19 protein-coding genes are annotated in these 17,357 nt (G+C 59.5%); 10 read left to right on the top strand and 9 right to left on the bottom strand.

Translation table 11 applies throughout. The features are described from left to right. Positions 1–10 precede the first annotated feature (10 nt). Both CFBP6623_RS00200 and CFBP6623_RS00205 read right to left on the bottom strand, forming a co-directional pair. The gene (locus tag CFBP6623_RS00200) at positions 11–910 is read right to left on the bottom strand and encodes a ribokinase (protein WP_046799454.1); all 900 of its coding nucleotides are present in this window, start codon (positions 908–910) and stop codon (positions 11–13) included. A gap of 53 nt (positions 911–963) precedes the next feature. After that, a complete protein-coding gene (locus tag CFBP6623_RS00205; RefSeq protein ID WP_046799350.1) occupies positions 964–2,157 on the bottom strand; it encodes a DNA recombination protein RmuC in 1,194 nt (397 codons plus the stop codon). A 149-nt stretch (positions 2,158–2,306) separates the two neighbouring features. Here CFBP6623_RS00205 and def point away from each other — a divergent pair, with 149 nt between their 5' ends. From def to arsC, 4 genes are read left to right on the top strand one after another with little or no spacing between them, the layout of a single operon-like run. Next, complete coding sequence (gene def / locus CFBP6623_RS00210; RefSeq protein WP_046799351.1) at positions 2,307–2,819, top strand: peptide deformylase; 513 nt, start codon at positions 2,307–2,309, stop codon at positions 2,817–2,819. Between the two features lie 50 nt (positions 2,820–2,869). Continuing rightward, positions 2,870–3,805 (top strand): methionyl-tRNA formyltransferase, encoded by a 936-nt coding sequence (fmt, locus tag CFBP6623_RS00215; protein WP_046799352.1) that lies wholly within the window; start codon positions 2,870–2,872, stop codon positions 3,803–3,805. Then, positions 3,805–4,611 carry a tRNA pseudouridine(38-40) synthase TruA gene (gene truA / locus CFBP6623_RS00220; RefSeq protein ID WP_046799353.1) on the top strand — a complete coding sequence of 269 codons (807 nt, stop codon included), beginning with the start codon at positions 3,805–3,807 and terminating at the stop codon, positions 4,609–4,611. Before fmt ends, truA begins: the two co-directional genes overlap by 1 nt. Then, the gene (gene arsC, locus CFBP6623_RS00225; RefSeq protein ID WP_046799354.1) at positions 4,589–4,996 is read left to right on the top strand and encodes an arsenate reductase (glutaredoxin); all 408 of its coding nucleotides are present in this window, start codon (positions 4,589–4,591) and stop codon (positions 4,994–4,996) included. Before truA ends, arsC begins: the two co-directional genes overlap by 23 nt. A gap of 15 nt (positions 4,997–5,011) precedes the next feature. Here the strand turns inward: arsC and CFBP6623_RS00230 are convergent, their stop codons facing one another. From CFBP6623_RS00230 to dapD, 3 genes are read right to left on the bottom strand one after another with little or no spacing between them, the layout of a single operon-like run. Next, positions 5,012–5,608 carry a hypothetical protein gene (locus tag CFBP6623_RS00230; RefSeq protein ID WP_046799355.1) on the bottom strand — a complete coding sequence of 199 codons (597 nt, stop codon included), beginning with the start codon at positions 5,606–5,608 and terminating at the stop codon, positions 5,012–5,014. Beyond that, positions 5,592–6,788, bottom strand: a complete 1,197-nt coding sequence (gene dapE, locus CFBP6623_RS00235) for a succinyl-diaminopimelate desuccinylase (RefSeq protein ID WP_046799356.1) — start codon at positions 6,786–6,788, stop codon at positions 5,592–5,594. The genes CFBP6623_RS00230 and dapE overlap by 17 nt, the downstream gene beginning before the upstream one ends. 14 nt (positions 6,789–6,802) lie before the next feature. After that, entirely contained in the window at positions 6,803–7,657 is an 855-nt protein-coding gene (gene dapD / locus CFBP6623_RS00240; protein ID WP_046799357.1) for a 2,3,4,5-tetrahydropyridine-2,6-dicarboxylate N-succinyltransferase, read from the bottom strand. Between the two features lie 137 nt (positions 7,658–7,794). Between dapD and CFBP6623_RS00245 the strand changes: the two genes are divergently transcribed. After that, the gene (locus CFBP6623_RS00245) at positions 7,795–8,661 is read left to right on the top strand and encodes an LOG family protein (protein ID WP_408606471.1); all 867 of its coding nucleotides are present in this window, start codon (positions 7,795–7,797) and stop codon (positions 8,659–8,661) included. 165 nt (positions 8,662–8,826) lie between these two features. Beyond that, complete coding sequence (locus CFBP6623_RS00250; RefSeq protein ID WP_046799456.1) at positions 8,827–11,160, top strand: methyl-accepting chemotaxis protein; 2,334 nt, start codon at positions 8,827–8,829, stop codon at positions 11,158–11,160. A gap of 71 nt (positions 11,161–11,231) precedes the next feature. On the opposite strand, the gene CFBP6623_RS00255 is transcribed toward CFBP6623_RS00250, so the two are convergent. Next, entirely contained in the window at positions 11,232–12,176 is a 945-nt protein-coding gene (locus CFBP6623_RS00255) for a nucleoside hydrolase (RefSeq protein WP_046799457.1), read from the bottom strand. A 206-nt stretch (positions 12,177–12,382) separates the two neighbouring features. Between CFBP6623_RS00255 and CFBP6623_RS00260 the strand changes: the two genes are divergently transcribed. Then, positions 12,383–12,808 carry an Hsp20 family protein gene (locus tag CFBP6623_RS00260; RefSeq protein WP_046799358.1) on the top strand — a complete coding sequence of 142 codons (426 nt, stop codon included), beginning with the start codon at positions 12,383–12,385 and terminating at the stop codon, positions 12,806–12,808. A gap of 56 nt (positions 12,809–12,864) precedes the next feature. Then, positions 12,865–13,122, top strand: coding sequence for a DUF1150 family protein (locus CFBP6623_RS00265; protein WP_003493591.1), 258 nt, complete (start codon positions 12,865–12,867; stop codon positions 13,120–13,122). A gap of 97 nt (positions 13,123–13,219) precedes the next feature. Here the strand turns inward: CFBP6623_RS00265 and CFBP6623_RS00270 are convergent, their stop codons facing one another. Both CFBP6623_RS00270 and CFBP6623_RS00275 read right to left on the bottom strand, forming a co-directional pair. After that, on the bottom strand, positions 13,220–13,810 hold the full coding sequence (locus tag CFBP6623_RS00270; protein ID WP_408606474.1) for an EF-hand domain-containing protein: 591 nt from the start codon (positions 13,808–13,810) through the stop codon (positions 13,220–13,222). Positions 13,811–13,936: 126 nt separating this feature from the next. Further along, a complete protein-coding gene (locus CFBP6623_RS00275) occupies positions 13,937–14,650 on the bottom strand; it encodes a pyrimidine 5'-nucleotidase (protein WP_046799360.1) in 714 nt (237 codons plus the stop codon). 105 nt (positions 14,651–14,755) lie between these two features. Between CFBP6623_RS00275 and CFBP6623_RS00280 the strand changes: the two genes are divergently transcribed. Then, positions 14,756–15,673 carry a DMT family transporter gene (locus tag CFBP6623_RS00280; protein WP_046799361.1) on the top strand — a complete coding sequence of 306 codons (918 nt, stop codon included), beginning with the start codon at positions 14,756–14,758 and terminating at the stop codon, positions 15,671–15,673. A 48-nt stretch (positions 15,674–15,721) separates the two neighbouring features. On the opposite strand, the gene argB is transcribed toward CFBP6623_RS00280, so the two are convergent. Next, positions 15,722–16,606 carry an acetylglutamate kinase gene (argB, locus tag CFBP6623_RS00285; RefSeq protein ID WP_046799362.1) on the bottom strand — a complete coding sequence of 295 codons (885 nt, stop codon included), beginning with the start codon at positions 16,604–16,606 and terminating at the stop codon, positions 15,722–15,724. A gap of 357 nt (positions 16,607–16,963) precedes the next feature. On the opposite strand from argB, the gene CFBP6623_RS00295 reads away from it, so the two are divergent. Continuing rightward, on the top strand, positions 16,964–17,341 hold the full coding sequence (locus CFBP6623_RS00295) for a hypothetical protein (RefSeq protein ID WP_046799363.1): 378 nt from the start codon (positions 16,964–16,966) through the stop codon (positions 17,339–17,341). Positions 17,342–17,357 lie beyond the last annotated feature (16 nt).

Genomic DNA, 17,357 nt, shown 5'->3' on the forward strand with positions numbered 1-17,357 from the left:
GGGTGAAGTCTCAGATATTCGCATCCACTTCCGCCGCAAGCGGAATGGAGGGCTGGGCGCCGGCGCGAGTGCAGGCGAGCGAACCTGCGACGGCTGCACGCTTCAGCGCCTTTTCGAAATCCATCCCCTGATCGAGGCTGGCGGCGAGATAACCGCAGAAGGTGTCGCCTGCGCCAACCGTATCGACCGGCACGATCTTCAGACCGGCCGCCCGGTAAAGCTTGCTGTTGCGAATGGCGATCACGCCGTCCGCTCCGAGCGTGACGATCAATGTCTGGCCGGTTTTTTCATGTAAGGCCTTGAGTTCGTTTTCCCGTTCCGAACCGGAAAGCCCGTTTTTGCCGATCAGCAGCTCGAACTCGGTTTCATTGGCAATGACGATATCGGCAAGGCCGGCAAGGCGTGGCCCGTCGGCGGTCAGCGGGGCAGTATTGATGACGGTGGTGATACGTTTCGCCTTCGCGGCCGTCAGCGCCGCTTCGATGGCGGGCGCGGGTATTTCGAACTGCAGCATCAGAATATCGCCCGCCGACATCTCCGTCACGACCTTGGCGGCGTCGGATGCCGACACTTCGCCATTGGCGGCGGGAATGACCGAGATCATGTTCTCTCCGCCTTCACCGATAAGGATCATCGCCGTACCGGTCGGGCCCGGCGCGGTCTTGACGAGCGAGAGGTCGGTGCCGGCATCACGCAACAATGTCAGCGCCGGTGCGGCAAACGTATCGTCGCCCGCAGCGCCCGCCATTTTGACCGTGGCGCCCGCCCGCTTTGCGGCAAGCGCCTGATTGGCTCCCTTTCCGCCCGCCGCGGTGGAGAAGCTCTCTCCCGTCACGGTTTCACCGGGTTTGGGAAGGCGTTTTGCGGTGGCGATGAGATCCATGTTGATGGAGCCGAAAACAGTAATCATGGGCGGCATGTCCGTATGAAATTCAAGCAAGACGGCGACTTTGCCCGAGACGATCACTCGTCGTCAACTACCCGCAATTTGGCCGCACCGGCTCTGTTATCCGCAAAGCGACGGGCTTGCTCGATTTCCCCATGCGCAGCTTCTTTTTCCGTCGGCGAAAAATCGAGGCCCTCAATTTTTTGGCCGCGCGCCAAGACCTTGTCGGAGGAAATCAGCATCATGTCGACGTCCTTCTGCGCCAGCCCAAAATGGGCTTGCAGCTTGCGTGTTCGGTCGTCCAGCCGCCGCACATCGTCCATAAGCAGCGCCACTTCGCCTTGAATGAGATGCGCCTGCTCGCGCATGCGCTGATCTTTCAGCACCGACTGGATGACCTGCACCGACAGCATTAGAAGTGACGGCGATACGATGACGACGCGAGCCCGATGGGCGCGCTGCACCAGATATTCGAAATGCTGGTGAATATCGGCGAAGATCGATTCCGACGGCACAAAGATGAAGGCCGTATCCTGCGTCTCGCCGCGGATGAGGTACTTTTCGGCCACATCGCGAATATGTACTTCCATATCGCGCCGGAACTGCTGGGTGGCGGCGCGTTTGGCGTCAGGCGATTCATCTGCTTTCAGTGCGTTCCACGCTTCCAGCGGAAACTTGGCGTCGATGACAAGCGGCGGCGCGTTATTCGGCATCTTGATCGTACAGTCCGGCCGGTAACCGTTCGAAAGTGTGGGCTGAAGCTGGAACGCACCTGCGGGAAGTGCATCGGCGATCAGCGCCTCCATGCGTGCCTGTCCAAAGGCCCCGCGCGTCTGTTTGTTGGAAAGGATCGCCTGCAGTCCGACCACATCCTTGGCCAGATCCTGAATATTGCCCTGGGCAGCATCGATGACCGCCAAGCGCTCCTGAAGACGGCTCAGATTCTCATGCGTCGACCGGGTTTGTTCCGTGAGCGTTTCGCCCAGCCGTTGCGACATGCCGTCGAGGCGCTGGTTAAGCGTCTGGCTCATCTCGGTCTGGCGTGTGCCAAGCGTCTCCGCCATGGCGGCAATCCGGCCGTGCAGTTCGGACTGGGTTTTCAGGAGGTCGGAAATTTCACCGTCGGCTCCCGCTTTTTTCACGCGGTTCGTCGTGACCAGCCATGTGATCGCGAGAGCGAAAACCAGAGCCGCGAGCAGCGCGCCGAAGCTGATATCGACGGAACCGGCCCGCAATGCTGGATCGAGGAGAACGGATAAATCTATGCTCATGATTAAATCTAGCAGATTTCTTGTGATTCGTAAGATCAAAACAAGAACATTCCTGCGGCGGAAATGAGTCCGGGAGAGCGGAAGCCCGGCGCGGTTTGACCGCTCGTGTTTTTTATTTCCTCCGCGCAAGAGATACGTTATGGGAAGCCATGACTATCAAACCGCTTATCATTTTGCCCGATCCCGTGCTGCGCCAGCAATCGAAACCCATCGAACAGGTGGATGCCGAAGTGCTGCGCCTTGCCGACGACATGCTGGAAACCATGTATGATGCGCCGGGCATTGGCCTTGCCGCCATCCAGGTCGGCGTAGCGCGGCGAATGCTGGTGATTGACGTTGCGCGTGAGGGCGAGGAAAAGACCCCAGTCGTCTTCATCAACCCGGAAATCCTAAAGGTGTCGGACGATATTTCGACCTATGAGGAAGGCTGCCTCTCCATTCCCGACTATTACGCCGAAGTCGAGCGTCCAGCCTCTTTGACGGTGCAATATATCGGCCGTGACGGCAAGCAGCAGACCGTGGAGGCGGACGGGCTTCTCGCCACGTGCCTGCAACACGAGATCGACCACCTGAACGGTGTTCTGTTCATCGACCATATTTCGCGACTGAAGCGCGACATGGTCATCAAGAAATTCACCAAGGCGGCCCGCGCAAAGGTCTGATCCGTCCTCTTTAGCTAGAGACCGACCAGTAGAAAGGGCAGGGGGCGACGATGGCTCTTCGCATCATCTTCATGGGCACGCCGGATTTTTCCGTTCCCACCTTGCGTGCATTGGTGGAAGCGGGTCACGAGGTCGTTGCCGTTTATACCCAGCCGCCGCGTCCCGGCGGTCGTCGTGGCCTTGATCCGCAGAAGTCTCCCGTGCATCAGGCGGCCGAACTTTTGGGCCTGCCCGTGCTGACGCCCGTGAACTTCAAGGCCGAGGAAGATCGCGAGCAGTTCCGGGCCTTCAACGCAGATGTGGCGGTCGTCGTGGCTTACGGGCTGCTGTTGCCTGAAGCGATCCTCACTGGTACGCGCCTTGGCTGTTATAATGGCCACGCCTCCTTGCTGCCGCGCTGGCGGGGTGCGGCCCCCATCCAGCGTGCGATCATGGCCAGCGATGCCGAGACCGGCATGATGGTCATGAAAATGGAAAAGGGGCTCGATACCGGCCCCGTCGCGCTGACCGCAAAGGTCGCGATCGGCGAGAATATGACCGCCGGCGAATTGCACGACAGTCTCATGCTCGCAGGCGCGCGGCTGATGCGGCAGGCGATGGACAGACTGGAAGCAGACGACCTGCCCCTCGTCACACAGGCCGAAGAGGGTGTTGTTTACGCTTCAAAGATCGATAAGGGTGAGACCCGCATCGATTTCTCTCGCCCTGCACAGGATGTCCATAACCATATTCGCGGCCTTTCGCCTTTTCCCGGTGCATGGCTGGAAATGGATATTGGCGGCAAGGCGGAGCGTGTGAAGGTTCTGGCCTCTGAGCTGGCGAGCGGCATGGGAGAAGCGGGCACCGTGCTGGACGACGCCCTCACCATCGCCTGCGGCAGCGATGCCGTTCGGCTCACCCGCCTGCAAAAGGCGGGCGGCAAACCGATGTCGGCCGCCGATTTTGTTCGCGGCACCCCCGTTCCCGTCACAACGAGGCTCGGCTGATGCCACGCTTCCGCATGACCGTCGAATATGACGGTTCACCCTATTTCGGTTGGCAGAGACAGGATAACGGCCCCTCGGTTCAAGGCGCGCTGGAAGCTGCGGTCCGGTCGCTGACAGGGGAAAACGTTTCCATTCGCGGTGCGGGCCGTACCGACTCCGGCGTGCATGCCGTCGGGCAGGTGGCCCATGCCGATCTTTCTCGCGATTGGCAGCCTTACAAGCTTCGCAATGCGTTGAACGCCCATCTGGCAATGGCCAAGGAGGCCGTCTCGGTTCTTGACGTCGCAGCCGTAACGGAAGATTTCGACGCCCGTTTTTCCGCCACCCGCCGCCATTATCTCTATCGCATCATTTGCCGGAAATCGCGGCTGGCGCTGGAGTACAAGCGCGCATGGTGGGTGTCGAAAGACATGGACCATGAGCTTATGCATGCGGCAGCGCAGATGCTCGTCGGTCGGCATGATTTCACGACCTTTCGCTCGGTTCATTGTCAGGCGAACAGCCCGATCCGGACACTCGACCGGCTGGATGTGACGCGCAACGGCGACCTCATCGAAATCCGCGCGACGGCGCAGAGTTTCCTGCATAACCAGATACGCTCTTTCGCTGGTACGCTGAAAATGGCCGGTGAAGGCGCCATGACGCCGGAGGATGTGCGTGCGGCACTGGAGGCGCGGGATCGCAAAGCCTGCGGCCCCGTTGCCCCGCCGGACGGTCTTTATTTCATGCAGGTTGATTATCCCGACGTAATTGAGCCTAGGCGTCTGCGCATGGAGATGAGCAATGACGGTGACGATCTATCATAATCCCGCCTGTGGAACTTCGCGCAACACGCTTGCGATGATCCGGGCCTCCGGTGTTGAGCCCGTGGTGATAGAATATCTGAAAACGCCGCCCGCACGAGAAGAGATACGTGATCTTGCCATACGCATCGGGCTTCCGCTCAGGGCCCTGCTGCGCGAAAAGGGAACGCCCTATGCGGAGCTGGGGCTGCAGGATGAGACCATTCCGGATGATGCGCTGCTGGATGCTATCGAAGCCCACCCGATCCTGCTCAACCGCCCGATCGTGGTGACGCCCAGGGGTGTGCGGCTTTGCCGGCCTTCAGAGGTCGTGCTGGAAATTCTGCCCAACCCGGACATAGGTGAATTCGTGAAGGAAGACGGAGAGGTCGTCCGCTCCGGCTCGTGAAGCGTTTTGCAAAGGCTAGGCGGGGTAGACGCCAAGAAAACGCTGCAGCGCCTCCGAGAGAAGCATGCCCGGCACCAGCAGCGTCATGACGATGGCCGAGACGAGCAGCGACTGGTCACGGATGAAGAACCGCACGATCCGCGAAAAAGCGAAGACCAGCGACAGGAGCAGTGCCAGCCACAGAATGGCGATCAGCCCCTGCAGGGGCGGCAGGAAGAACGCGATCAGGATCAGAGCCGCATAGGCGTAAGAAAACGGCAGCGACAGCCAGTTCATGGTGGTGACCAGCGGCGCGAATTTTTCGCGTGCGCCGAAAGCGAAGAGCAGAATGCCGATCAACAGCAGCGGCACGATCCAGCAGATGGCTTCGACCATTGCCAGACGGAAAAAGAAGATCAGCCCGGTTCCGGTACCCGGCGGATAGCCGGCAAGGAAGGCCGCGCGCAGCCACAGCCAGGACACCAGCATGGCGGGCAGGCACCAGAGGGCGGAATAGAAGGAGCGCCACATGCCACGCTCGGAGAGGTCCAGATAGCGCGCACCGGTATGGTCGCCGAGCAGCAGCAGCCACAGGCCCTTCAGATAAAGCCTTATCTCACTTGCCGTCGGCATGGGCGAACCAGCGTTCGATAAAGGTTTCGTAGATACGCGTCAGTGTCTCGAGATCGGCAACCGCCACGCGCTCATCGACCATATGCATCGTTTGTCCGACGAGACCGAACTCCACCACCGGGCAATAATCCTTGATGAAGCGGGCATCCGAGGTGCCGCCGGTGGTCGAGAGCTTGGGTTCCTGACCGGTAACGGCCTCAACCGCGCCTGAGAGCGACGAGATGAGCGCATTGTTGCGCGTCAGAAAAACGTGAGCCGGTCGGTCCGCCCAGACGATCTCATATTTGACCGGACTGCGGTCAGGGCGAAGCTCGCCTTCGGCTGCGGCGGCATCCAGACGGCGGATGATTTCCGTCCGCAGGTTTTCCACTGTCCAGGTATCGTTGAAACGAATGTTGAAGGCCGCCGTCGCCCGTGCGGGGATGACATTGGTAGCGGCATTGCCGGTATCGACGGTCGTGACTTCCAGATTGGATGGCTGGAAATTATCCGTGCCGTGATCGAATGGCGGGTGCATCAGCGCATGGGTGAGCTGCAGCAGCCCACGAATGGGGTTGTCGGCGAGATGCGGATAGGCGGCATGGCCCTGAACGCCATGGACGGTGATCCGGCCGGAAAGCGATCCGCGGCGACCGATCTTGATCATGTCGCCCAGCTGGTCGGGATTGGTGGGCTCGCCCACCACGCAGGCATCCCATGTTTCGCCTTTGGTGGCAGCCCATTCCAGAAGCTTGGAGGTGCCGTTGATCGACGGGCCTTCCTCATCGCCGGTGATCAGGAAGGAAACGGAGCCCTGCGGTTTGCCATGTTTTTCGATATGGCGGGCAATGGCGGCGACAAAACAGGCGATGCCGCCCTTCATGTCCACCGCACCCCGACCGTACATTTCCCCGCCGGCAATCTCTGCCGAAAAGGGCGGATGGCTCCACGCGGCTTCGTCACCCACAGGAACGACATCCGTATGGCCCGCAAACATCAGATGCGGACCCTCCGTGCCGAGCCGGGCATAGAGGTTTTCCACATCAGGCGTTCCCGCCTCGCGCGCCACCATCTTTTCAACCGCAAAGCCAAGCGGTGAAAGCAGGGTGTCGAGCAGGGAAAGCGCACCGCCTTCCGCAGGCGTCACCGATGGGCAACGGATGAGGGCGGCGAGATTGGCAACGGGATCGGTCGTGGTCATAGCAGTCGCTTTTATCAGTCGCGCAGAAGCTCGTTGATGCCGGTCTTGGAGCGGGTCTTTTCATCGACGCGCTTGACGATGACGGCGCAATAGAGGCTCGGGCCCGGCTCGCCGTTCGGGAAAGGCTTGCCCGGCATGGTGCCGGCAACGACGACGGAATAGGGCGGAACTTCGCCATAGGTGATTTCGCCGGTAGCGCGGTCGACGATCTTGGTCGACTTGCCGATGAACACGCCCATGCCGAGAACGGCGCCTTCGCGCACGATGCAGCCTTCGACGACTTCCGAGCGGGCACCGATGAAGCAATTATCCTCGATGATGGTCGGGCCGGCCTGAAGCGGCTCCAGAACGCCGCCAATGCCGACACCGCCGGAAAGGTGCACATTCTTGCCGATCTGCGCGCAGGAACCGACGGTTGCCCAGGTATCGACCATCGTGCCTTCATCGACATAAGCGCCGAGATTGACGAAGGAGGGCATCAGCACGACGTTCTTGGCGACATAGGCGGAGCGGCGCACCACGGCGTTCGGCACGGCGCGGAAACCGGCGGCACGGAACTGGTTTTCACCCCAGTTTTCGAATTTCGACGGCACCTTGTCCCACCAGGTGGATTCACCCGGTCCGCCGGTCACGATCTCCATGTCGTTCAGGCGGAAGGAGAGGAGCACGGCCTTTTTCAGCCACTGGTTCACCTTCCAGTTGCCATCCGCCTGCTTTTCAGCCACGCGCGCCTTGCCGCTATCGAGAAGTTGAAGAGATGTGTTCACCGCATCGCGAACCTCGCCCTTCGTCGATACGTTCACGCCATCGCGGTTGTCGAAGGCGGTTTCGATGATGGTTTCGAGGGAGGTGAGATCCGTAAGGCTCATGGAAAATTCCTTAAAGTCGCGTGTGGTCGTGGTCACGGCTGGTCCCGCGCCGCTGGAAGGCTTTGGCCATTTGATCTAAGGGAGTGTTGGAAAGGCGTCAATGTGATTTGGGTGATTTGGCGCGTCAGACGAAAGGCATGGAAATGACACGACTGAAAAATGGCAAATTGCGGCGTAAGGATGGGGTATGGGACCCTTTGAAGCGCAGCTCTGCGGACAAGCAGCAGGCCGAGGTCGTTCCCAAGACACCGCAATCGGATTCCCCGTCCTACCGGCTTGCCTATGTGGACATGGATTTCCTCTGCCGTGAGGAATTGCGTCCCGTCAGGCTTCAATTGGAACTTCTGAAGACGGAAATGGCGCTCACCGAGCGCGGCATCAAATCCACCGTCGTCATGTTCGGCGGCGCCCGCATTCCCGAACCCGGTGGCGAGGCCTGGGCGGCGCGTAACGAGACGCAGAAGCGCAACCTGGAGCAATCCTCGGTCTATTACGATGAGGCGCGCAAGTTCGCCCGGCTATGCACCGATTATGCCGCGAAATCCGATCATCTCGAATATGTCGTGGTCACTGGCGGCGGTCCCGGCGTGATGGAAGCGGGCAATCGTGGTGCTACCGATGTGGGCGGCCCGTCGATCGGTCTCAACATCGTTCTACCGCATGAACAGGCGCCCAACCCCTATGTCACGCCGGAATTGAGCTTCAATTTCCACTATTTCGCCATCCGCAAGATGCATTTCCTGATGCGGGCGAAGGCCGTGGTGATCTTCCCCGGTGGTTTCGGTACGCTCGATGAGCTCTTCGAGACACTGACGCTTATCCAGACCAAGCGCATGGCACCCATTCCGCTCATCCTGTTCGGCGAGAAATTCTGGCGCTCGGTGGTCAATTTCGAATTCCTGGCGGATTTCGGCACCATCGCCCCGGAAGATATGGAATTGCTGCATTTCGCCGAAACGGCTGACGATGCATGGGACATCATCTCGGCCTATTACGAACACTGATTTTTGCTTGGCGCGACGAAGTAAATTTTAGGGCTTAATTAGCAAACATACTCTAATTTTGCCACGTCGCGCTGCAGCGCACTGTCCATGCGGACGGGCCTCCATGACGGAGATTTATCATCCGTTGACGTCAGCCTCCCGGCAGACGATTTGATCGAGGCCAAAATGTTCAATTTCAAAGTGAAGTCGCTTGCGACCAAGCTTATCCTCGTGACCGGCTGTGCCATCACCACGGTTCTTGTCGCATCGAATTCCTTCCTTATTTCCCAGACCAGCGACCGTGTCCACGCGCTGACCATGGATCAGGCCAATACCGAGGCGCGCGCCATCGCCAACGTCATCGCCGCCGACGTCGGCGAACTCGGCAGCGCCGCGCGTTCCATGGCCGGTGTCATCGGCCGTGCGCATCAGGCGAAATCGATGGATCGTCCTGGCATCGTCAACATCCTCAAGGCCAATGTCGAGCAGAATGCTTTCGCTTTCGGAAGCTGGTTCTGCGAGCAGCTCGGCCTTTTCGACGGACAGAGCACGGAGATTGCCGACAGGCTCGATCTCGGCACCAATAAAAATGGCGTCTTCGCCCCCTATTGGTCGAAGACCCAGAAGGGTGACATCCAGTTCTCGACTTTCGATAATGACTACGCCGCTGAATGGTGGGCGCTCGCCGCCAAGACGGGCAAGGGCGCCATCACCCAGCCATATCTGGCGCAGGGTACGGAAGTGCCCACCACCATGACCTCGCTTGCCTATCCCGTCATGTCGGACGGCAAGATGATTGGCGTTGCCGGCGTCGATATTTCGCTGGCCTCGTTGTCGCAGAAGCTGCAGGCGCTGCGTCCTTTCGAGACCGGCCGCGTGACGCTCGTGTCGCAGGGCGGCCAATGGCTGGTGCCGCCGACGCCCGAGCAGAACATGAAGGCCTATGACGGAGACGGCGCCAGCGCCGTTCAGGCGGCGCTCGCTTCCGGCAAGCAGGGCCTGATCGAAAACCTCGGCCTCGATACCGACGCGCCCTATAACCGCCTCGTCTATCCCTTTGCGGTCCCCGGCCTCAATGCCACCTGGGTGGTTCTGGTGGATATTCCGCACCAGGCGCTGAACGCGCCGGTGGAAGAGCAGACCTATATGATGATCATCGGTGCGCTCGTCATTCTCGCCGCAGTCATCACCGCGCTTTATTTCGCCGTGCGTCATTTCGTCGGCAACCCGCTCGCCTCGTTGGTCTCGGATGTGCGGACGCTTAGCGAAGGCCGTTACGATGAACCGGTGTCCGGGCAGGACCGCCGGGATGAAACGGGGGCTGTGGCCACCGCGCTGGAAGGCTTCCGCGCAAAACTCGCCGGCATTCGTGAAATGGAGGCGGATGCCGCTGTCCAGCGTGGCAATGCGGAAACGGCGCGTCAGCGGTCGGAATCCGAGCGCACGGAAAACAGCCGCATGCAGCAACACATCGTCAGCGTGCTTGGCTCCGGGCTCAACGCGCTTTCGCAGGGCAATCTGACCTACCGGATCGAGGATGAGTTCCCGGGCGACTATGCGAAGCTGCGCAGTGATTTCAACTCGGCGCTCGCAAGCCTCGAGGAAACCGTCTCCACCGTCAATGCGACGGTTGTCACCATCGGCAATGGCACCGGTGAGATCACCCGCGCCGCCAGTGATCTTTCGCACCGTACCGAACAGCAGGCCGCAAGTCTGGAAGAAACCGCCGCCGCCCTTAACCAGCTGACCGCACAGGTCAATTCCAGCGCGGAAAATGCCGCGCAGGCCGCCGGCGCCGTCAGCCATGCCTGCGATGATGCCGGCAAGTCGGGCGAGGTCGTGCAGCAGGCCGTCAACTCCATGCAGGGCATTGCGCAATCCTCGGCGGAAATTTCCCGCATCATCGGCGTGATTGATGAAATCGCCTTCCAGACCAATCTTCTGGCGCTGAATGCCGGTGTGGAAGCGGCCCGCGCGGGTGATGCCGGCAAGGGCTTCGCGGTCGTTGCACAGGAAGTGCGCGAACTGGCGCAACGGTCTGCAACCGCTGCCAAGGAGATCAAGGGACTGATCAACACCTCGGCCACCCAGGTGGGCGAGGGCGTCCAGCTGGTGGGCAAGGCCGGCGAGACGATGAAGAACATCGCTGATCAGGTTTTGCAGATCAACCAGCTGATACGGCAGATTTCCGCTTCCGCCAGCGAACAGGCGGTAGGTCTCAAGGAAATCAATTCTGCCGTTACCCAGATGGATCAGGTCACCCAGCAGAATGCGGCGATGGTGGAAGAAACCACGGCGGCCAGCGTGACGCTGAACGGCGAGGCCGAAACGCTGAAATCGCTTGTCGCCGGTTTCGCCGTGTCCGGTGGCCAACCCAGCCAGCAATTACGCTCCGCGGCTGCTGCAATGCGTGCACCTTCGGCTCCGGCCGCAGCCCCAGCCCGCTCGACAGCATCGCGCGCCCGCCCAAGAACCAGCGGTGCAAACGCACTGGCGCAGGATGACTGGACGGAATTCTGACGGGTTTTCCCGCTTCAAATAAAAAGGCCGCCGGCATATCGCCAGCGGCCTTTTTCATGTCTGCGTTACGGTCAGAGCCGGGCAAAACGTTCCGTCAGCAATTCGAAGAACCCGTCCGCATCCACAGTGCGCATGACACGGGCATTGGCGGCGCGTTCGGTCACGTGCCACCAGTCAACCACCGTCATGCCCATGGTCAGTTCGGAAGTGGCCTCGATTTCGACGTTACACTCGCGACCCTGAAACAGCTCGGGTCTGATGAGATAGGCAATGACGGACGGATCGTGCAGCGGGCCGCCGTCCGAACCGTATTTCTCGATGTCGAAACGTTCGAAGAATTCCAGCATTTCCGCCATGGCGATGGCCGGGCGCGTGCCGATGTCGCGAATACGGCTGACCCGCGCCTTGGTGGTCAGGAGCTTATGGGTGACGTCGAGCGGCATCATGACAACAGGAATGCCGGCACGGAAGACGATATCGGCAGCCTGTGGATCGACATAGATGTTGAATTCGGCCGCGGGCGTGATGTTGCCGCCCTCGAAGAAGCCGCCGCCCATCATCACCAGTTCCTTGATGCGGTCGGCGATCTCAGGCGCTTTCAGGAGCGCCAGCGCTACATTGGTAAGCGCGCCGAGCGTGCAGAGTGTCACCGTGCCCGCGGGCTCTCGCATCAGCGTTTCGATGATGAAATCGACCGCATGCTGCTTCTGCGCCTCCATCGTCGGCTCATCGAGAACAGGGCCGTCGAGACCGGTGCTGCCGTGAACATGCTCGGCAGTGATGGGTTTGCGCACCAGCGGCTTCTCTGCGCCCTCATAGACGGGAATATCGGTGCGGCCGCACAATTCGCAGATGATGCGGATGTTGCGGCTGGTCAGTTTCAGCGGGACGTTGCCGGCGACGGCGCACAATCCGAGAATGTCGATTTCTTCAGGGCTTGCGAAAGCGAGCATGATTGCCGCCGCGTCGTCCTGGCCCGGATCGGTGTCGATGATGATTTTTCTGCGTTCTGCCATGTCTTGCCCGCCGTTGAGATGAGCGCTTTTTTCGAGCGGCGGATGCTCACTTGTCAAGCTCATTCCGCGGCGTGCCCTTCGCGCCGGTCTCGCGTCTTGCGCATCGCGGTTTGGCTTCCCATATTGTTTCAGCCGGTACGATTGACCGGCAAGGTTGCCGGAAGCGGGACCGCAAAACGTCGCTTGGTTGCAAGGACAGAAAAGATATGAGCCGCATGACGCCATTCACCCACCCGCTTTTGCTGGGTTTTGATGCCATGGAAAAAACGCTGGAGCGCATGGCGAAGGCCAATGACGGCTATCCTCCCTATAACATCGAACGCCTGCCCGGGGCCGAAGACGTGCCGGAGCGCCTGCGCATCACCATCGCTGTTGCCGGGTTTTCGCAGGACGATCTGGATGTGACGACAGCCGACAACCAGCTTGTCATTCGCGGTCGCCAGCAGGAACAGGAAAAGCGGGATTTCCTTTATAGAGGCATCGCAGCGCGCCAGTTCCAGAGGGTCTTCGTGCTTGCCGATGGCATGCAGGTCAGGGAAGCGCGCATGCGCAACGGCCTTCTTTCCATCGATCTGGTGCGGCCTGAAATTTCGAACGTGGTAAAGAAAATTAATATTTCCGTCTCAGAGTAGAACGTGAACGCCGGAATCGGACATGAATCGCTCGGCGTGAAGAAGGAGGCTGAAATATGCTTTTAAAAGAAGCGCATGCGCGTCTCACCCGATCCCAGCTCGCCCATATCGGCGAGGGAGAAGTGGGATATATCCGCAAGATCCGTGCGGAAGACGTAAGCCGCTGTTTCCCGGAAGCGCCTGATCTCGATCCGCAACTGGATCTCTGGGCGCTGTTTGGTGCGGATGGTACGCCGATCCTCCTGACCGACAACCGCTCAAGCACGTTTTTCAAGGCGGCCGAAGACGACCTCAAAACCGTCAGCCTGCATTAGAGCATTTCCAGTAAAAGCGCATAGCAATTTTACGTCCGGAGATGCGACAAAACAAAGATAAAAGCCCGCCTTTTGAGCGGGCTTTATCGTTATCGGATCAAAGGAACGGGCGGTCCGGCATGTCATCAATGGAGATGACGCCATCCTTGTTCTTGTCCAGCCGTTCGAACATTTTTTCGCCGGCTGCGGTGAATTCGGCCTTGCTGACCTGACCGTTCTCGTCGGTATCGGCCCAGCGGAGCATCCCCAGGCCTGCACCCTTGCCGCCATGCTTGCCCCAGCCCTGATGACCGGAACGGCCGCCATGGTCGCGTTCGGCGCGCTTGCCTTCGGGGCCTTTGCCTTCGTCGGCTTTGGCATTCTCACGCTCGGGGCGCGGATTGGCGGCGCGGAAAGCTTCCATTTTCGCCTGGCGATATTCACGCATTTCCTTCGGCGTGATCGAACCGTCCTTATCCTTGTCGATCTCGGTGAAAAGCGCATCCTGCCGTGCGGCGAATTCCTCCTTCGAAATCTTGCCGTCCTTATTGGTATCGGCAACCTTCAGGAGGTGAATGAAGGCAGCTTCCTGGCGGATCGGCATGCGATCCTTATGGCCTTTGCCGGGTGCGGCGAAACTCGCCGTTGCGGCCGTGCTGAGCACAAGGGCTGCGCCAAGAGCAGAGAGGGCGATTTTTCGCGTGGTCATCATCGTCATTACCTTTCTTTGGTGTCCCTGAAGAAAAGATAATGATCTCAACCGAACCTCACCACTTAAACATCGGTAAGGTGGATGAAGCTTCGGTAATGTTGCGACGTAACTCGGCTATCGCGGTCAGCCGGCGATGGTTCGCGTCAGGAAGCCGGTCAGATTGTCGGTGATGTAGTCGATATGCGCATCGGTCTCGACGGGAATTTCCCAGCGCTCCATGATGACACCCTCAAGATTGGAGGGAACGAGCAGCACGGTTTTCATGCCGAGCGCCTTGGGTGCCGCAAGATTGCGCGGCAGGTCTTCAAACATGGCTGCTTTTTTCGTGTCGAGTTTCGCAAGTGCTGCGAATTTCTCATAGGTCGCGCTGGCCGGCTTCGGCAGATAACCGGCAGCGACGATATCGAAAATATCCTCGAACTGGTCGAGAATGCCGAGAGCGCCGGCGGCCGCCTGCGCATGCTTGACGCTGCCATTGGTCAGTATGAACTTGCGGCCCGGCAGCGCCTTGATCGCCTCGCCGAGTTCCGGATGGGGTTTCAGCGCCGAATAATCGATAGCATGCGCGCGTTCCAGAAACTCGTCCGGGCTGATGCCGTAATTGATCATCAGCCCCTGAAGCGTGGTGCCATGATCATGGTAATAACGCTTCTGCAGCACACGGGCCTCTTCCGGGTCGAGCTTTAAAAGCTCCGCAACATAGGCCGTCATGTTGCGGTCGATCTGTGAAAACAGATTGACGTGATGCGGATAGAGCGTGTTGTCGAGATCGAAGACCCATTCGCTCACATGGGCGAAATCGGCGGCATCCGGCAGGTTTTTCGGCTTTGTGTCCATGGCCTGCTTTATGCCCGTTTCGAATGCCGAAGAAAATCGAAAAGACGACGATTGGCGAGAAAATCGGGCTTGGCTGGGGCCTGCAGCGCATGATACCGCCAAACCATGGAACTCTGGATAGGCATAACCTTTGCAAGCGCGTTCTTGCAGAACCTGCGCTCGACCCTGCAAAAACACCTCAAGGGCATGATGGGCACCACGGGCGCAACCTTCGTGCGCTTCGTGTTCGGAATGCCCTTTGCTCTTGCCTATCTCGCCTTTCTGCATTTCGGGCTAGGCCGGCCGCTGCCGGTGCCGAACATGTCTTTCGCCGTGTGGGCGACGGTCGGGGCCATGGCGCAGATCGCCGCAACTTTCCTGCTGGTACACCTGTTTTCCTTCCGCAACTTCGCGGTCGGCACGGCCTATTCCCGCACCGAGCCGGCGCAGGCTGCGCTGTTCGCGCTTGTTTTTATCGGTGAAAGTATCAATGGCGGGACACTGGCGGCCATTGCGGTTTCGGTGGCCGGAGTCATGCTGATTTCGGTGGCCCGTACGGAAGTGACGCCTGCTTCCATTCTCACCTCCATCTTCAGCCGTACCGCCGGTATCGGCCTCGCTTCGGGCGCATTTTTCGGCCTGTCATCGGTTGCTTATCGTTCGGCGTCACTGGCGCTCGCGCCCAGCCTGCCGACGCCGGATGCGGTGGTTCAGGCGGGCTATACCCTCGTCATCGTTATCGTGATGCAGACAGTGTCGATGTTCTTGTGGATCGTTTGGCGGCAGAGGGACGAGTTACGGCGCATTGCAAAGGCGTGGAAACCGTCGCTTGCTGTCGGTTTCGTGGGTGCCACGGCGTCTTTCGGCTGGTTCACCGCGATGACCTTGCAGCAGGCCGCCGTGGTCAAGGCGCTGGCGCAGGTGGAGATGCTTTTTGCCTTCGCCTCGACCGTGCTGTTCTTCAAGGAGAAGATCAACAGGCTCGAACTTTCCGGCTGCCTGTTAATTGTCGTCGGGGTGTTGTCGCTTCTGGTGTTCGGCTGAAACGTCGTCTGTGGCGGACAGGCTGGCCGCCCGCCACATTAAATCGCATCAGGGCACGATCAGCGTGCCGGCACCTTCCGTGAATATTTCCAGAAGCACGGAATGCGGGGTCTTGCCGTTGAGGATCACCACGCCCTGCACGCCTGCCTTGATGGCCTCGATGCAGGTCTCGACTTTCGGAATCATGCCGCCGGAAATCGTGCCATCCTTGATGAGCGCGCGTGCCTGGGAAACCGTCAATTCCTTGATGAGTTCCTTGTTGCGATCAAGAACGCCCGGCACGTCGGTCAGGAACAAAAGCCGCGTCGCATTGAGCGCGCCGGCAATGGCACCTGCAAAGGTGTCGGCGTTGATGTTGTAGGTGGCGCCATCGCGGCCGGGAGCGACGGGGGCGATGACCGGGATCATCTCGGACTTGGCGAGCAGATCGAGCAGTGTTCGGTCGACTTCCACGACTTCACCGACAAAACCAAGATCGAGAACACGCTCGATATTGCTATCGGGATCGACGACGGTCTTTTTCGCCTTTTCGGCGAAGACCATGTTGCCGTCCTTGCCACAAAGGCCGATAGCCCATTCGCCCGTCTGGTTGATGAGCGCGACGATTTCCTTGTTGATCGAACCGGCCAGAACCATCTCGACGATCTCGACGGTCTTGGCGTCGGTGACGCGAAGGCCGCCCTCGAATTTCGATTCGATACCCATCTTCGTCAGCATCGCGCCGATCTGCGGGCCGCCGCCATGGACGACGATGGGATTGATGCCGGACTGCTTCAACAGGGCGATATCTTCCGCGAAAGCCTTGCCGAGTGTCGAATCCCCCATGGCGTGACCACCATATTTTACGACGATGGTCTTGTTCTCATATTTCTGCATGAAGGGCAGAGCCTGTGCAAGCAGCCGCGCCTGAGTTTCGCTTTCGGAAGAAGTCATGGAAAAACCTCGGTCTGTGGTTGCGGCCCAAAAGAGCCTTTCATCGCTCTACAGCATCGGTGCAGAAATCGGAATCGATTTTTGCGGTGCAGGATGCATGGATTGGACATGCCGGCACGTTTGCAGGGACAGGCGGATGTCTGCTTTTGACGAATGAAATAACCTCCGGGCCTTATTGTGTCTGCCCCTGGTAAAATTCCGTTTTTGAGCGGCGCAAAGCGCGTAATAAGATTGACATAAAGCACCAATCGGACCAGCCTTGTTCACAGCAGGGGAGGGGTTATTCAGCAGGGCGACAGGGACGTGTCGCGCATCGTGAAACGATGCTGCCCGGACGACCGAGGAGTTTGAAGACCTATGACGGCACAGGATCGAGACAAGCAAAGCGGTTTGCGGGACGAAGTGCTCGCAGGCGAATATGTGCTGGGTGCCCTGCCGCCGGAAAGCATGGCGGAGCTTGCCAAACGCGTCAAACGCGACCGCCAGTTCGCCGCCATGGTCAGGCGCTGGCGGGATAATCTGGCGGAAACCGAGTATCGGGAAAAGGCGACCGTCGCTGCACTGCTTGAAAGGGATCCAACCCGATCAGGCCTGCCTTTCAAAAGCCAGCCTCTGCGCAATGGCAGCATGTTCGCCGCCATGCTTTTGGAGGTCTGGCATTCGGTGCGTTTCTGGCGGCTTCTGGCATTGACGGCGATGCTGTGGACCGCCGTTCTGCTTTTTACCGTCGCCTGAGGATAAGGGCGGAAGC

Origin of the sequence: Agrobacterium tumefaciens (assembly GCF_005221385.1) — a bacterium.
Lineage (GTDB): Bacteria > Pseudomonadota > Alphaproteobacteria > Rhizobiales > Rhizobiaceae > Agrobacterium > Agrobacterium tomkonis.

Bases quoted from the DNA above. Each gene is read 5' to 3' on its own strand.
- CFBP6623_RS00200 (WP_046799454.1), bottom strand. From the start codon at position 910: ATGATTACTGTTTTCGGCTCCATCAACATGGATCTCATCGCCACCGCA.
- CFBP6623_RS00205 (WP_046799350.1), bottom strand. From the start codon at position 2,157: ATGAGCATAGATTTATCCGTTCTCCTCGATCCAGCATTGCGGGCCGGT.
- def (WP_046799351.1), top strand. From the start codon at position 2,307: ATGACTATCAAACCGCTTATCATTTTGCCCGATCCCGTGCTGCGCCAG.
- fmt (WP_046799352.1), top strand. From the start codon at position 2,870: ATGGCTCTTCGCATCATCTTCATGGGCACGCCGGATTTTTCCGTTCCC.
- truA (WP_046799353.1), top strand. From the start codon at position 3,805: ATGCCACGCTTCCGCATGACCGTCGAATATGACGGTTCACCCTATTTC.
- arsC (WP_046799354.1), top strand. From the start codon at position 4,589: ATGACGGTGACGATCTATCATAATCCCGCCTGTGGAACTTCGCGCAAC.
- CFBP6623_RS00230 (WP_046799355.1), bottom strand. From the start codon at position 5,608: ATGCCGACGGCAAGTGAGATAAGGCTTTATCTGAAGGGCCTGTGGCTG.
- dapE (WP_046799356.1), bottom strand. From the start codon at position 6,788: ATGACCACGACCGATCCCGTTGCCAATCTCGCCGCCCTCATCCGTTGC.
- dapD (WP_046799357.1), bottom strand. From the start codon at position 7,657: ATGAGCCTTACGGATCTCACCTCCCTCGAAACCATCATCGAAACCGCC.
- CFBP6623_RS00245 (WP_408606471.1), top strand. From the start codon at position 7,795: ATGGAAATGACACGACTGAAAAATGGCAAATTGCGGCGTAAGGATGGG.
- CFBP6623_RS00250 (WP_046799456.1), top strand. From the start codon at position 8,827: ATGTTCAATTTCAAAGTGAAGTCGCTTGCGACCAAGCTTATCCTCGTG.
- CFBP6623_RS00255 (WP_046799457.1), bottom strand. From the start codon at position 12,176: ATGGCAGAACGCAGAAAAATCATCATCGACACCGATCCGGGCCAGGAC.
- CFBP6623_RS00260 (WP_046799358.1), top strand. From the start codon at position 12,383: ATGAGCCGCATGACGCCATTCACCCACCCGCTTTTGCTGGGTTTTGAT.
- CFBP6623_RS00265 (WP_003493591.1), top strand. From the start codon at position 12,865: ATGCTTTTAAAAGAAGCGCATGCGCGTCTCACCCGATCCCAGCTCGCC.
- CFBP6623_RS00270 (WP_408606474.1), bottom strand. From the start codon at position 13,810: ATGACCACGCGAAAAATCGCCCTCTCTGCTCTTGGCGCAGCCCTTGTG.
- CFBP6623_RS00275 (WP_046799360.1), bottom strand. From the start codon at position 14,650: ATGGACACAAAGCCGAAAAACCTGCCGGATGCCGCCGATTTCGCCCAT.
- CFBP6623_RS00280 (WP_046799361.1), top strand. From the start codon at position 14,756: ATGGAACTCTGGATAGGCATAACCTTTGCAAGCGCGTTCTTGCAGAAC.
- argB (WP_046799362.1), bottom strand. From the start codon at position 16,606: ATGACTTCTTCCGAAAGCGAAACTCAGGCGCGGCTGCTTGCACAGGCT.
- CFBP6623_RS00295 (WP_046799363.1), top strand. From the start codon at position 16,964: ATGACGGCACAGGATCGAGACAAGCAAAGCGGTTTGCGGGACGAAGTG.